The sequence below is a fragment of the Caballeronia sp. S22 genome, from assembly GCF_964261745.1.
GTDB lineage: Bacteria > Pseudomonadota > Gammaproteobacteria > Burkholderiales > Burkholderiaceae > Caballeronia > Caballeronia jiangsuensis.
In genome coordinates this window covers 1,096,352-1,110,647 of the sequence record NZ_OZ180035.1, presented here as the reverse complement: position 1 = coordinate 1,110,647, position 14,296 = coordinate 1,096,352, and the positions used below count along the sequence as shown (strand labels likewise).

Genomic DNA, 14,296 nt, shown 5'->3' with positions numbered 1-14,296 from the left:
TAAAGATACGAGCTCGAGGCTCAGTCAACTGTCCGGGTTCAAAGCGGTAAGAAGAAGCGGCGCCACCAGCTTTCTTTCGGGCTGCGAGCCCATGTAACACAAACGGGCTACCGCTTCGGGTGAGCGGAGGAGATCAGTTTCCGCCCACCTGGAATCAATATACAAGTAACCAAAGAAAGCAGCTTCTCACCGCCCGCGGTCACACGCACGTTGGCCATGCTTGCCAGCCGGAAGTGGCACTCGCCTAAGTGTCACCCTCACAGGCCCATTCGGGCTTGGCTCGCGCACGGTCTGCCGCACCAAATGTTTTGGCGTGCTGGTTCAGCACCAAATAGCTTCGGCACAGCGCTACGCGCTGCCGTTGGGTATGCAAAGGAAACCATCGGAGAAGAAGCACACGCAAACCCGATTGACCCGTCGGCCGCGAAGCGGGCCGGAGCCATTTGGTGCTGAACCAATAACGCAAGCGGAGCGATGTGGCAGACCGTGCGCGAGCCAAGCCCGATTGGGCCTGTGAGGACGACACTTAGGCGAGTGCCACCGCGGGCTGGCAAGCATGGCCAAACTGCGTGTGACCGCGGGCCTGAACGAGCTGCTTTCTTTGGTTACTTTCTTTGCAGCAGCAAAGAAAGTGACCCCCGCCCCGGGGAGGGGCAGTGCCAATAGACCGACAAGAAACCGGGATCCGGCGAACTTGACAGACATCCGCCGAATGAACATCCGCTCTAGAGCTGCTGCTGCACCCAACCAGTCACGCCGGCGAGCGCGGCCGGCAGATTAGCCGGCTCCGTGCCCCCCGCCTGCGCCATATCCGGACGACCGCCGCCCTTCCCGCCAACCTGCTGCGCGACGAAATTGACGAGTTCACCCGCCTTCACCTTCTTCGACGCATCCGCCGTCACGCCCGCGATCAGGCTGACCTTTCCGCCCTCCACCGACGCGAGCACGATCGCCGCGCTCTTGAGCTTGTCCTTCAGCTTGTCGACGGTTTCGCGCAGCGTCTTCACGTCCGCGCCTTCGAGCTGCGCGGCGAGCACGCGCACGCCGGACACATCGACGGCCTGCGACACGAGTTCATCGCCCTGGCTGGCTGCGAGCTTCGACTTCAGCGCGCCGAGCTCCTTCTCCAGCGACTTCACATGCTCCTGCACCTGCGAAATACGCTGCGTGAGTTCGGAAGGCTGCGCCTTCAGCACGCCCGCCGCCGCGTTGATGCGGGAATCGAGCTCCTGCACGTAGCGCACTGCATTGTCGCCAGTGATCGCCTCGACGCGGCGAATGCCCGCCGCGACGCCGCCTTCCATCACGATCTTGAAGAAGCCGATGTCGCCCGTGCGCTGCACGTGCGTGCCGCCGCAAAGTTCGCGCGAGAAGCCGAGATCGAGCACGCGTACCGTGTCGCCGTACTTTTCGCCGAAGAGCGCCATCGCGCCGCCCTTCACCGCGTCGTCGTACGGCATCACGCGCACGACACCCGGCGCGTTCGCGATGATCTCGTTGTTCACGATCTGCTCGACGCGGCGGATTTCGTCGTCCGTCATCGGCGCGTTGTGCGCGAAGTCGAAGCGCGTCTTGTCGGCATCGACGAGCGAGCCCTTCTGCTGCACGTGGCCGCCGAGCACGTCGCGCAGCGCCTTGTGCATCAGGTGCGTGGCCGAGTGGTTGCGCGCGGTGCGAGCGCGGCGAATGGCGTCGATTTCAGCCTTCACGACATCGCCGACCTTGAGCGTGCCCTGCTCGACCGTGCCGTGATGACCGACGACATCGGCCTGCACTTTCAAGGTATCCGCGACGGCGAAGCGCACGTTCGCGTTCGCGAGCACGCCCTGATCGCCCACCTGGCCGCCCGATTCCGCATAGAACGGCGTGTGATCGAGCACGACGACGGCCTGCTGGCCGTCCTTCGCCTCATTCACCGATGCGCCTTCGACATACAGCGCGAGAATCTTCGCGTCGTCGAAGATTTCCTTTTCGTAGCCGTGGAACGTGGACTTCGCGCCCGCGTATTCGAGCCCCGCCGCGATCTTGAACTTGCCCGCCGCGCGGGCCTGATCGCGCTGACGCGCCATCGCGTCGTCGAATGCGGGTTCGTCGACGGTCACGCCGCGCTCGCGGCACACGTCGGCGGTCAGGTCGAGCGGAAAGCCGTAGGTGTCGTGCAGCTTGAACGCCAGTTCGCCGTCCAGTTGCTTGACGCCCTTCTTTTCCAGATCCGCGAGTTCGCCTTCGAGAATCGACATGCCGTGCTCGATGGTCTCGAAAAAGCGCTCTTCTTCCTGACGCAGCACGTCGGTCACGCGCTGCTGCGCTTCCTTCAGTTCCGGGTACGCCGCGCCCATTTCCGCGACGAGATCGGTCACGAGCCTGTGGAAGAACGCGCCCTTCTTGCCGAGCTTGTAGCCGTGACGGATCGCGCGGCGCACGATACGGCGCAGCACGTAGCCGCGGCCTTCGTTGCCGGGAATCACGCCATCGACGATAAGGAACGAGCACGCGCGGATGTGGTCCGCGATCACCTTCAGCGAGTTGTTTTCCAGATCTTCGGTGTTCGTCTCGCGGCTCGCGGCCTTGATGAGCGTCTGGAACAGATCGATTTCGTAGTTGCTGTGCACGTGCTGCAGCACGGCGGCGAGCCGTTCGAGGCCCATGCCCGTATCGACGCACTGCTTGGGCAGCGGCGTCATGTTGCCCTGGGCGTCGCGGTTGAACTGCATGAACACGAGATTCCAGATCTCGATGAAACGGTCGCCGTCTTCTTCAGGAGACCCCGGCGGGCCACCCCAGATTTCCGGGCCGTGATCGTAGAACACTTCGGAGCACGGACCGCACGGGCCGGTGTCGGCCATCTGCCAGAAGTTGTCCGATGCGTAACGCGCGCCCTTGTTGTCGCCGATGCGGATGATGCGCTCGACCGGCACGCCGATTTCCTTCGCCCAGATGTCGAAGGCTTCGTCGTCTTCCTGGTAGACGGTCACCGTGAGCTTTTCCGCCGGCAGGTTGTAGACCTTGGTCAGCAGTTCCCAGCAATAGTGGATCGCGTCGCGCTTGAAGTAATCGCCGAACGAGAAGTTGCCGAGCATCTCGAAGAACGTGTGATGGCGAGCGGTGTAGCCGACGTTCTCCAGATCGTTGTGCTTGCCGCCCGCGCGCACGCTGCGCTGCGCGGTGGTCGCGCGCGAGTACGGACGCGATTCGCTGCCCAGGAACACGTCCTTGAACTGGACCATGCCCGAGTTGGTGAAGAGCAGCGTCGGGTCGTTGCCGGGCACGAGGCTCGACGAACGCACGATCGTATGGCCCTTCGATTCGAAAAACTTCAGGAATTTCTCGCGTATTTCGGCGGCTTTCATAGCGTACGGGGCGTGTCTTCGGTTCTTTGATGGCGCTCGCGGGCGGCTCGCTTCGAGCGTTGCCGGCGCGGCAAGGGTGATTGTCGATTATACGGGATTCGCCGCACGCAGCCGGGCGCGCGGCGTGTCCGCGCGGTATGCCCGGTCTCGCGCGCGCGACCGTTCTGTGCGACATTCGCAGTCCGGAGACAATTTGAGCGAGCGAACCATCGAATGGGAGCCTTGAGCCATATCCGCGTGCTGGACCTGACCCGCGTGCTGGCGGGACCGTGGTGCGCGCAGACCCTCGCCGATTTCGGCGCGGACGTCATCAAGATCGAGCGGCCCGAAACCGGCGACGACACGCGCCACTGGGGCCCGCCCTACCTGAAGACGCCCGGCGGCGAGGACACGCACGAGGCCGCGTACTATCTCGCCGCGAACCGCAACAAGCGTTCCGTAACGGTGGATATCGCCACGCCGGAAGGCCAGCGGATCGTCCGCGAGCTGGCCGCGCAAAGCGATGTCGTGCTGGAGAACTACAAGGCCGGGCAACTGAAGAAGTACGGGCTCGACTACGAATCGCTGAAGGCCGTGAAGCCGGACCTCGTCTATTGCTCGGTCACGGGTTTCGGACAGACCGGGCCGTATGCGCAGCGCGCGGGCTACGACTTCATCGTGCAGGGCATCGGCGGGTTCATGAGCATCACGGGCGAGCGCGACGGCCAGCCCGGCGGCGGTCCGCAAAAGGCCGGCGTGGCGATCGCGGACCTGATGACCGGCATGTACGCGACCATCGGCGTGCTCACCGCGCTCGCGCACCGCGACCGCACGGGCGAAGGCCAATACATCGACATGGCGCTGCTCGACGTACAGGTCGCCATGCTCGCCAACATGAACACCAACTTTCTCGCGAGCGGCACGCCGCCGGTGCGCTGGGGCAATGCGCATCCGAACATCGTGCCGTATCAGACCTTCCAGACGAGCGATGGCTGGATCATCGTCGCCGTGGGCAATGACGGGCAGTTCCGCAAGTTCGTCGACGTGGGCGGTCGTGCGGATCTGGCCGACGATCCGCGTTTCGCGGCGAATCCGTCGCGCGTGCGCAACCGCGACATCCTCGTGCCGATTCTCGCGGACATAGTGCGGCTGAAGGGCAAGCACGAATGGATCGCGGAACTCGAAGCCGCGGGCGTGCCGTGCGGTCCGATCAACGATCTGGGCGAAGTGTTCGAAGATCCGCAGGTGCTCGCGCGCAAGATGCAGATCGATTTGCCGCATCCGACGGCCGGCACGGTGAAGGTCGTCGCGAGTCCGATCAAGATGAGCGCGACGCCGCCCGAAGCGCGCACGCATCCGCCGCTATTGGGCGAGCACACGACGAGCGTACTCGCCGACGTGCTCGGTTACGACGAGGCCAAAATCGCGCAGTTGCGGGCGTCGAAGGCAATCTGAGCGGAGATCAGCGAACGCCGGCGCCGATCAGACCGCCCGCCGCCGCGCCCGCGACAGTGCCGATCGGCCCGCCCGTGACCAGATAGCCGAGCGCGCCGCCCGCGGCCGCGCCGACTCCGGCGTGCGCCTGCTGGCGGGACACGTTCGCGCAGGCCGCGAGGCTCGATACGAGCGCGGCGGCGGCGGCGAACCTGAGTGTCGTGAGGGCGATCTTCTTCATGATGGGCTTCCTTGTTTTATCGTTGTGATGTGTCGTGCTTTTCGTGCATGCCCGCGATCGATGCAGGCGAGCCGATCTTAGAATCGCGCACCCGTGCCTTTCAACGCGATTTACGTCCCGTTACGGCGGTTACGAAGCGCGTTATCGCGCGCACACTGTGTAACGGAACTCGCAAAAGGACAAAAGGAGGCGACTGTGCGAATCGCGCGACGAACGCCGTCGCGGCCTGCCCTCGATGGTTGCGTAAGGTAGAATCGACCCAATATTCAAGGCATTCGTACGCGTTTCTGGCCGGCTGGCCGCAAGGAACGCTTCCCGAACCGTTTCACGCGCGCGAGCGCATCCGCTGGCACTCTCTTTCGCATGAACACCGATCGCAACGACGCTCCGGCGCCATCCAATTTCATTCGCAACATCATCGAAGACGACAACCGCTCCGGCAAATGGGCGCAGCGGGTCGAGACGCGCTTTCCGCCCGAGCCGAACGGCTATCTGCACATCGGCCATGCGAAGAGCATCTGCGTGAACTTCGGTCTCGCCGCGGCGTACGGCGGCGTGTGCCATCTGCGCTTCGACGACACGAACCCCGAGAAGGAAAGCGTCGAATACGTCGATTCGATCATCGACGCCGTGAAATGGCTCGGCTTCGACTGGAACAAGGACGGCGCGGAGCACAAATACTTCGCGAGCGACTACTACGACAAGCTGTACGAGTTCGCCGAGATGCTCATCGCCAAGGGCCAGGCGTACGTCGACAGTCAGACCGCCGAAGAGATGCGCGCGACGCGCGGCTCGGCCACCGAAGCGGGCATCAATTCACCGTATCGCGACCGCACGCCCGAAGAGAACCTCGACCTCTTCCGCCGCATGAAGGCGGGCGAGTTCAAGGAAGGCGAGCACGTGCTGCGCGCGAAGATCGACATGGCGTCGCCGAACTTCAACATGCGCGATCCGGTGATCTATCGGATCCGCTTCGCGCATCATTACCGCACGGGCGACACGTGGTGCATCTACCCGATGTACGACTACGCGCACTGCGTGTCGGACGCGATCGAGAACATCACGCACTCGCTCTGCACGCTGGAATTCGAGGATCATCGGCCGCTCTATGACTGGTTCCTCGCGCAACTCGCGGACGACGGCGTGTTTCAACGTCCGCTGCCGCAGCAGATCGAGTTCTCGCGCCTGAACCTCACGTACGCGATCACGAGCAAGCGCAAGTTGCTCCAGCTCGTGCAGGACAATCACGTCGACGGCTGGGACGATCCGCGCATGCCGACCATCGTCGGTGTGCGCCGGCGCGGCTTCACGCCGGAAAGCATCCGCTTGATGGTCGAGCGCGTGGGCGTCACCAAGGTCGATTCGTGGATCGACATGAGCGTGCTCGAAGGCGCACTGCGCGACGATCTCGACGAGAAAGCGCCGCGCGCGATCGGCGTGCTCGATCCGCTTAAGCTCATCATCGACAACTATCCGGAAGGACAGAGCGAGTCGTGCAGCGCGCCGGTGCATCCGCATCATCCGGATCGCGGCGTGCGCACGTTCCCGTTCTCGCGCGAGTTGTGGATCGAGCGCGAGGACTTTCAGGAAACGCCGCCGAAGGGCTATTTCCGCCTGTTCCCGGGCAACAAGGTGCGCCTGAAATACGGCTTCGTCGTGGAATGCACGGGCGCGGACAAGGACGAGAACGGCAACGTGATCGCCGTCCATTGCAATTACTTCCCGGACAGCCGGTCGGGCACGGAAGGCGCGAACAACTACAAGGTGAAGGGCACGATCCACTGGGTCAGCGCGGCCACCGCGTATGCGGCCGAAGTGCGCCTCTATGACCGTCTCTTCAAGGAACCGCAGCCCGGTGCGGGCGGCGCGGAATTCCTCGATGCGCTCAACCCGGATTCGAAGCGCGTCGTGAACGCCTATCTCGAGCCGAGCGCGCGCGATGCGAACGCCGAAGACCGCGTCCAGTTCGAGCGGCACGGCTATTTCGTCGCGGACCGTGTGGATTCGCAGCCGGGCAAGCCGGTGTTCAACCGCATCGTGAGCCTGCGCGACAGCTGGGGCAAACCGGCCTGATATCGACGTAACAAAGGCGCCGCGCAGCCACGCGGCGCACTCGGTGAATCTCGCCGGACTCACCGCACGCCGCTTCTAACGAGGACATCCATGAAGCTGCCGCATGCCTTCGCGCCGCATCGCACCTGGGCGCAACGAAGTGCCGCCCTCGCCTCGTGGCTCGTGCTCGCATCCGCCGGCGCGCATGGCGCCACCGCTGCCGAACTCACCACGGCGCAGGCCACCGTCGATCAGATGCCGCCTTCCGCGACGCTGCGCAAGATCGTGGAGAACGGCGCGATCGTGCTCGGCACACGCGAGTCGTCGGTGCCGTTCTCGTACACGGTGAAGCAGCAGCCGGTCGGCTACTCGTACGACATCGCGCTGAAAGTCGTCGACGAAATCAAGAAGCGCCTCAAATTGCCGAATCTCGCGGTGAAGAACGTGCAGGTCACGTCGGCGAACCGCATCTCGTATGTCGTGAACAATCAGGTCGATCTGGAATGCGGCTCGACCGCGCATGTGGCCGACCGCGATCCGCTCGTCGCGTTTTCGAACAGCTTCTTTCAGTACGGCATCCGCATGGCCGTGAAGAAGAAGTCGGGCATCCGCGATTACGCGGACCTCGCGAACAAGACGGTGGCGACGACGGCGGGCACATCGGATGAGCGCATGTTGCGGCAGATGAGCATCGACAAGAAGCTGAATCTGCGCATCATCAGCGCGCGCGATCATGCTGAAGCATTCGCCGCGCTGAAGTCGGATCGCGCGGTGGCGTTCGTGATGGACGATCCACTTCTCTACGGCAAGATCGCCCAGGAAGGCGCCGCGCGCAACGAATATACGGTGACGGGCGCATCGCTGGCGAACGAGGCGTATGGCTGCATGATGAGAAAGGGCGATCCGGTGTTCAAGCGCATCGTGGATGATGTGATCGCCAATATGCAGCGTTCCGGCGAAGCTGCGAAGCTCTACGACACCTGGTTCATGCGGCCGATTCCGCCGGATGGCATGAATCTGGAATTCCCGATGTCGCCGGAGATGAAGGCGTTGTTTGCCAATCCTAATGACCGTACGGTTGATTGAGTTGGGTTTTTTCGCCCGGATCCTGTGTGCGTGACTGAGTTGGGTTTTCGCCGGATCCCGGGTTCGTGACTGAGTTGGGTTTTCGCCGGATCCCGTTAGCGCGTCGGTCTATTAGCACTGCCCCTGTGCGGGGCGGCAGTTACTTTCTTTGCTGCTGCAAAGAAAGTAACCAAAGAAACAGCTTCTCACCGCCCGCGGTCACACGCACGTTGGCCATGCTTGCCAGCCCGCGGTGGCCCTCGCCTAAGTGTCGCCCTCAAAGGCCCAACCGGGCTTGGCTCGCGCACGGTCTGACACATCGCACCGCTTCACTGACTGGTTCAGCACGAAATGGCTCCGGCCCGCTTCGCGGCCGACCGGTCAATCGGGTCTGCGCGCGCTTCTTCTTCGACGGTTTCCCTCGCATACCCAGCGGCAGCGCGTAGCGCTGTGCCGAAGCTATTTGGTGCTGAACCAGCGCGCTTAAACATTTGGAGCGGCGGACCGTGCGCGGTCCAAGCCCGGCGAGTTTTGTGGGGGCACTCGCTACTGCCGGGCCATTCAGCCAATCGCCTGTGCCGCGGCCGGTGTGAAGTGCTTAGGCTGGGGAGAGCTGTTTCTTTGGTTACTTTCTTTGCAGCAGCAAAGAAAGTGACGGTGTAGTGGTTCAGTATTCTTGGACACCGATTACGCAGTTTCCACCTTTAAATCCTCGAACTCGGCCGGCGGCATGTGACGCGCGGCCGAGTGCAAGCGTTCCTGGTTGTAGTACATCAAGATGTAAGTCAGCACATCGGCGCGAGCCTCGGCGTGATCACGGTATGCGTGCTCGCCGATGCATTCTCCTTTGAGCGTACAGAAGAAGCGCTCGACGACGGCGTTGTCCCAACAGTTTCCTCTGCGGCTCATGCTCTGCACGATCTCGTGCTCCTTAAGAAACTGCTGGAACGTCAAACTCGCATAGTTGCTTCCTTGGTCCGAGTGGAACATCAATCCCGGTTCGGTACGCCGCGTTTGAAGTGCGACCTGTAACGCGCCAATCACCAAGAACGTGTCACAGGAACCCGAGGTCGCCCAGCCGACTACACGCCGGGAATACAGATCGATCACCACAGCCAGATACATCCAGCCCTGCTGCGTCCAGATATACGTCACGTCGCCCGCCCAGAACCGGTTTGGAACCGTCACGGTGAATGCCCGATCGAGCCGGTTTTGCGCAATCGCCGATGCTTGCGTGCGCTTCACATAACGATGCGTGCGACGTACCCGCGCCTGCACACCGCCTTCGCGCATGAGGCGACGCGCACGCTCGCGTCCCACCGCATGGCCCCGACGCTTCATTTCCTGCGATATGCGCCGACTGCCATAGCTTTGCCGCATCTGCGCATGAATCGCCTGCACCTCGCGCACCAGCCCCGTACGTACCGGACGTGCCTTGCCCTGCCGTGCCTTCCATGCGTAGTAACTGCTGCGCGCCACGCCGACTACACGACACAGCGTCGCTGTCGGATATGCCTTCTCTGCCTGCCGGATCACTTCGAATCGCGGTCCAGTTCCTTGACAAAGAAGGCCGTGGATTTTTTTAGAATGTCGCGCTCCCGTTCGAGCTCCGCCACTCGTTTCTCAAGTGCTCGAACCCTTCGCTGTTCAGCGCTGCCGCCCTCGGCTGCGCTCACCGGTGCACCCGCAACCGGCCGGCGATTGCCGATCCAGCGCCGCAACGCCGTCCCTCCAATGCCCAGCGCCTTCGCCGCCTTCGTCACCGTATAGCCCTGCTCCAGTACAAGCGCCACTGCCTCGCGCTTGAATTCCTCTGAAAATTCTCTTCTGCCCATTTGACACCTCGCTGGTCGATCAAAGTCTACCTTTCGAAGTGTCCAAGATTGCTAGACCACTACACTGCCGCCCCGCACAGGGGCAACGCTAATAGACCAAAAAGAAATCAGGATTCCACAAAAAACCCCTAAAGCATCTCATGCAACTCAACAAGCGATAACGTCGTCTGAAACAACCTCGCGAGGCTGCGGCTCGCAAACGTATCGACGTCCGCCGGGCTGACCCAGCGATACGCATCCATCTCAGGAATCATCGTCCCATCGCTATAGCGCGGAAAGTACGATTCACACACGCAATTCTCGATCTGCACTTCATCCTCGCCCACGCGCACGGCGAAGAGATGCAGATCCTTGTCACGACGATAGACGAAGCGCCCGAGATCCTTAAGCCGCCCGGCGGGCAACACAATACCCGTCTCCTCGACGAGCTCGCGCAACGCCGCCTCGCGCGGGCTCTCGCCGGGATCGGCGGCGCCCTTGGGCACGTCCCAGTGCGTGGTTTCGGTCGCGTGGCACAGCAGCACGTCGCCCTGCCCGTTCAGGATGACGACGCCGCACGATACGGTGCGGGCGCTCATCGACACCGTTCCCCGTTCATCACTGCTTCTTGAGTTTCCACTTGCCGTCGCTCCCCTTGCAGGCGACCGGCATCCAGGTCTGCGTCTGCCCTTTCGCGTGCGCGACAAGCGTGACCTTGCGGCACTTGAGCCCACCGGAATCGAAGGTTTCCTGCGGCGTCACGGTGCCGTTGATCGGAACCGTATTGCCCGTGCCCTTGTTGTCCCAGTCGAGCGATTCACCGTCCTTCTTGGTATTGAGCGCGATCTGCGCGGCGTCGTTGAGCGCCTGCAGGTCGCGCTGCTTCATGTAGGTGATCGGCGTGTTGTTCAGGAATCCGAGATTCGCGGCCGACGCGGCCGTGCTCGCGGCAACGAGCGCGCCTGCCGCAAGTGTCAGGAAAGAAGCGCGAGCGAGCGTTCGATGTGTGATCGGCATTGAAGTGTCCTCGTTGCGGATGAGCATGCCGTCTGCAAATGTGACCAGAGCGGCAACGGCGATTCATCAACTCGGCCCATGCGGGCGGGTCGCAAGGAGGATAGCATGACGCGGCGCGTTCGGCCGCCGCGCCGCACGGGCGTGCGCTAGTTGGACACGGACTTCATTTCGTTGATGCCGATGCCCTTCTGCGCGTTCTTGTCCTTCGCCGGATCGTAGCCGTCTGTGAGCGTATCGAGGAACGCGACGACGTCCCTGATCTCGGCTTCGTCGAGCGCGGGCTTGTCGCCCTTCTTGCGATCGAACGGCGCCTCGGTGTTGATGTTCTCCCAGTAGCGCTTCGGCAAATCGTCGAACTTCTGGACGACGCCCTTCTTCGACACCGGGTAGAACTTCTCCGGGTTCGTATCGCGCTCGACGTAGAAGCGCACCACGTCTTCGAGATTGTGATAGATGCCGTTGTGGAAGAAGGTCTTGCGCAGCGCGACATTGCGCAGCGTGGGCGTGCGGAAGATGCCGCAATACTTGTCCTGACCCGTCAGATCGCGGCGCTCGGGGCCGCATGCGCCGAGATCGTGGAAATTCGGGTTTCTGTTGACCGGCAGCGCACGATTGCGCGGCACGCCGATCGCGATCAGCCCGAAGTCGCTGAACTGCGGCGGCGAACCGTCCTTCGCGCGCTGGCTGATGTGGCACGACGCGCAGTTGCCCTTGTTCTCGTCGTTGAAGAGCTGGAGGCCGTGCATCTCGGCGTCGTTGAGCTTCGCGCGGCCCGCGAGGAACGCATCGTACTTGCTCGTGTACGGATAGAACTTCTCGGGCGTCTGCTCGAACGCTTCGAGCGATTGCAGTACCGCGGCGAACACCTTGTCGTCGCTATCGAACACATTGGCGCCGAACGCCTTGCGGAAGTCGTCGGCATAGGGCGATGCCTTCACCGCGGCCGTCACCCTGGCGGGCGTGCTGCCCATTTCGAACGACGACAAGAGCGGAATGCGCGCCTGGTCCGAGCCATGGTCGACGCGGCCGTCCCATGTGAGGCCGCCGGTCGGGCCGGCATCGACGCTCTCGTCGCCTTCGTCGTCGGAATCGTGGAAATGGCGCGTGAACGCCGGCACCGACTGCAGATACTTGAGCGACGGCACCGCGCGGAATCCCGCCCGATGCATGTCGTTGCCGCCCAGTTGCACGGATAGCGCGTTCGGCGGCCCGAACGCATGGCTCGGGCTATGGCACGACGCGCATGCGAGCTTGCCCGACCCGGACAGCGACGGATCGAAGAACAGCTTCTCACCGAGCGACGTCATCTGCTTCACATGCGCGAACACTTCCGCGCGCGACTGGCCATGCGGCGCCGGGTTGGCCGCGATGCTCGTCGCGGCCTGCTTCTGCCCGCTCGCGCCCTGGTCCGCTGCATGGGAATCGCAGCCGCTCATCGCCACCGATAACGCGACGAACGCGAGACCAACAAAGACGGACGGCAAACGCATCGAAGACATGGACGTGAGGATCGGAATTGAAAGATGCCGAAGCGTATGTCGTGCGCGTGTCTTTCATGTGACAAGCCGCGAGGCTGTCATTCCAGGTCCGCCGGGCGAAATTTATTAAGCGAACATTACGCAAACGAAAGCCTTATTACATGGCGGCGTCAATTTGCATTGCGACACTGCGCTCGCCGGCGGGTAAAGGCTTTCCGACGACGACGCCCGCGCCACGCGCCGGTCCCCAACACAAGAGAGAATCTCAATGAACAAGAAACTCGTTTGCGCGGTGCCGCTCGCGGCGGCGCTCGCATTCGGCCTCTACGCATGCGGCGGCGACGATCATCAGACCAGCGATATTTCTTCGGTGAAGAACGTCGTCGTGATTTACGCGGAAAACCGCAGCTTCGACAATCTGTACGGGCACTTCCCCGGCGCGAACGGTCTGCAGAACGTGACTGCGGCGAACTCGCAGCAGCTCGATCGCGACGGCACCGTGCTCGCGACATTGCCGAAGATCTGGACCGGCCTGACGGCGAAGGGCGTGACGCCCGCGATCTCGGAAGCGATGACGGCGAACCTGCCGAACACGCCGTTCGCGATCGACGATCCCAACGGTTTCAACACGCAGCTCAACGTCACGACGCGCGATCTGTATCACCGCTTCTACGAGAACCAGATGCAGATCGACGGCGGCAAGAACGACAAGTTCGCCGCCTGGGGCGACTCGGGCGGTCTCGTGATGGGTCACTACGACACGCCGCCGGACAAGCTGCCGCTCTACAAGATCGCGCAGCAATACACGCTCGCGGACAACTTCTTCATGAGCGCGTTCGGCGGTTCGTTCCTGAACCACCAGTGGCTCATCTGCGCATGTACGCCGGTCTATCCGAACGCGGACACGAGCGTCGCCAAGGGATCGATTTCCGCGGTGAATCCGGATGGCGTGTCGCTCAAGACGAAGACGAATCCTCCGCCCTCCGCGATGACCGGCTCGGCCGACGCGCAGTTCGTGAACTCGGGCACGCTCACGCCCGACTTCTACGCCGTCAACACGATGCAGCCGCCGTATCAGCCGAGCGGCAACAAGCCGGTCACCGGCGGCGATGCGAACCTCGCGGACCCGACCCAGCCGACGACCCTGCCCCCGCAAACGCAGCAGCACATCGGCGATCTGCTGAACACGGCCGGCGTGAGCTGGGCATGGTACGGCGGCTCGTGGGCGGCGGCGCTGGCGGACCGTTCGGTCATCAACGGCGCGGTCAATGTGGTGCCTGATTTCCAGACGCACCATCAGCCGTTCAACTACTTCGCCGATCTCGCACCGGGCACGGCGGCGCGCGCGCAGCATCTGCTCGACGGCGGCACGAACGGTTCGGAGTTCATCAAGGCGATCGATGCGGGCACGCTGCCGCAAGTCGCGTTCTACAAGCCGCAGGGCAACCTGAACGAGCACGCCGGTTATACGGACGTCGCGCAGGGCGACCAGCACATCGCCGATCTGATCTCCCATCTGCAGAAGAGTCCGCAGTGGAAGAACATGGTCGTCGTCGTGACCTACGACGAAAACGGCGGCTTCTGGGATCACGTCGCGCCGCCCAAGGGCGACCGCTGGGGTCCGGGCACGCGTATTCCGGCGCTCATCATCTCGCCGTACGCGAAGAAAGGCTTCGTCGATCACACGCAATACGACACGACGTCGATCCTGCGCTTCATCACCAAGCGCTACAGCCTGCCGGAATTGCCGGGCCTGAAATCGCGTGACGACGCACTCGTCGCGAACGGCGGCAAGGCGATGGGCGATCTGACCAACGCGCTCGACTTCTCGCAATAAGCGATATCTGTCGACGCTGTAACGAGACG

10 protein-coding genes are annotated in these 14,296 nt (G+C 62.8%); 4 read left to right on the top strand and 6 right to left on the bottom strand.

The features are described from left to right. Positions 1–725: 725 nt before the first annotated feature. Positions 726–3,350, bottom strand: a complete 2,625-nt coding sequence (alaS, locus tag ACEN42_RS05260; protein ID WP_371880809.1) for an alanine--tRNA ligase — start codon at positions 3,348–3,350, stop codon at positions 726–728. Positions 3,351–3,563: 213 nt separating this feature from the next. Here alaS and ACEN42_RS05255 point away from each other — a divergent pair, with 213 nt between their 5' ends. Continuing rightward, complete coding sequence (locus tag ACEN42_RS05255) at positions 3,564–4,784, top strand: CaiB/BaiF CoA transferase family protein (RefSeq protein WP_371880808.1); 1,221 nt, start codon at positions 3,564–3,566, stop codon at positions 4,782–4,784. A 7-nt stretch (positions 4,785–4,791) separates the two neighbouring features. Here ACEN42_RS05255 and ACEN42_RS05250 read toward each other — a convergent pair whose 3' ends face one another. Beyond that, positions 4,792–5,004: a hypothetical protein gene (locus ACEN42_RS05250; RefSeq protein ID WP_035510797.1), complete on the bottom strand. Its 213-nt coding sequence runs from the start codon at positions 5,002–5,004 to the stop codon at positions 4,792–4,794. A gap of 363 nt (positions 5,005–5,367) precedes the next feature. Here ACEN42_RS05250 and ACEN42_RS05245 point away from each other — a divergent pair, with 363 nt between their 5' ends. Then, positions 5,368–7,077 carry a glutamine--tRNA ligase/YqeY domain fusion protein gene (locus ACEN42_RS05245; protein WP_371880807.1) on the top strand — a complete coding sequence of 570 codons (1,710 nt, stop codon included), beginning with the start codon at positions 5,368–5,370 and terminating at the stop codon, positions 7,075–7,077. Positions 7,078–7,167: 90 nt separating this feature from the next. Then, the gene (locus ACEN42_RS05240; RefSeq protein WP_187605671.1) at positions 7,168–8,142 is read left to right on the top strand and encodes a transporter substrate-binding domain-containing protein; all 975 of its coding nucleotides are present in this window, start codon (positions 7,168–7,170) and stop codon (positions 8,140–8,142) included. Between the two features lie 666 nt (positions 8,143–8,808). Here the strand turns inward: ACEN42_RS05240 and ACEN42_RS05235 are convergent. From ACEN42_RS05235 to ACEN42_RS05220, 4 genes are all read right to left on the bottom strand, one after another. After that, positions 8,809–9,956, bottom strand: a protein-coding gene (locus ACEN42_RS05235) for an IS3 family transposase (protein ID WP_371880806.1) whose coding sequence is annotated in 2 segments (ribosomal slippage) — positions 8,809–9,707 and positions 9,707–9,956 — 1,149 coding nt in all. Because the reading frame shifts where the segments join, the coding sequence is not laid out codon by codon here. Positions 9,957–10,084: 128 nt separating this feature from the next. Then, entirely contained in the window at positions 10,085–10,534 is a 450-nt protein-coding gene (locus ACEN42_RS05230; RefSeq protein ID WP_187605742.1) for an NUDIX hydrolase, read from the bottom strand. 19 nt (positions 10,535–10,553) lie between these two features. Beyond that, positions 10,554–10,952 carry an RT0821/Lpp0805 family surface protein gene (locus ACEN42_RS05225; RefSeq protein WP_238288596.1) on the bottom strand — a complete coding sequence of 133 codons (399 nt, stop codon included), beginning with the start codon at positions 10,950–10,952 and terminating at the stop codon, positions 10,554–10,556. Positions 10,953–11,098: 146 nt separating this feature from the next. Further along, positions 11,099–12,451, bottom strand: a complete 1,353-nt coding sequence (locus ACEN42_RS05220) for a cytochrome-c peroxidase (protein ID WP_371880805.1) — start codon at positions 12,449–12,451, stop codon at positions 11,099–11,101. Between the two features lie 247 nt (positions 12,452–12,698). Between ACEN42_RS05220 and ACEN42_RS05215 the strand changes: the two genes are divergently transcribed. After that, the gene (locus ACEN42_RS05215; RefSeq protein WP_187605745.1) at positions 12,699–14,267 is read left to right on the top strand and encodes an acid phosphatase; all 1,569 of its coding nucleotides are present in this window, start codon (positions 12,699–12,701) and stop codon (positions 14,265–14,267) included. Positions 14,268–14,296 lie beyond the last annotated feature (29 nt).

Excerpts from the sequence above, each read along its gene's own strand:
- alaS (WP_371880809.1), bottom strand. The coding sequence starts at position 3,350 with ATGAAAGCCGCCGAAATACGCGAGAAATTCCTGAAGTTTTTCGAATCG.
- ACEN42_RS05230 (WP_187605742.1), bottom strand. The coding sequence starts at position 10,534 with ATGAGCGCCCGCACCGTATCGTGCGGCGTCGTCATCCTGAACGGGCAG.
- ACEN42_RS05250 (WP_035510797.1), bottom strand. The coding sequence starts at position 5,004 with ATGAAGAAGATCGCCCTCACGACACTCAGGTTCGCCGCCGCCGCCGCG.
- ACEN42_RS05255 (WP_371880808.1), top strand. The coding sequence starts at position 3,564 with ATGGGAGCCTTGAGCCATATCCGCGTGCTGGACCTGACCCGCGTGCTG.
- ACEN42_RS05240 (WP_187605671.1), top strand. The coding sequence starts at position 7,168 with ATGAAGCTGCCGCATGCCTTCGCGCCGCATCGCACCTGGGCGCAACGA.
- ACEN42_RS05245 (WP_371880807.1), top strand. The coding sequence starts at position 5,368 with ATGAACACCGATCGCAACGACGCTCCGGCGCCATCCAATTTCATTCGC.
- ACEN42_RS05225 (WP_238288596.1), bottom strand. The coding sequence starts at position 10,952 with ATGCCGATCACACATCGAACGCTCGCTCGCGCTTCTTTCCTGACACTT.
- ACEN42_RS05215 (WP_187605745.1), top strand. The coding sequence starts at position 12,699 with ATGAACAAGAAACTCGTTTGCGCGGTGCCGCTCGCGGCGGCGCTCGCA.
- ACEN42_RS05220 (WP_371880805.1), bottom strand. The coding sequence starts at position 12,451 with ATGTCTTCGATGCGTTTGCCGTCCGTCTTTGTTGGTCTCGCGTTCGTC.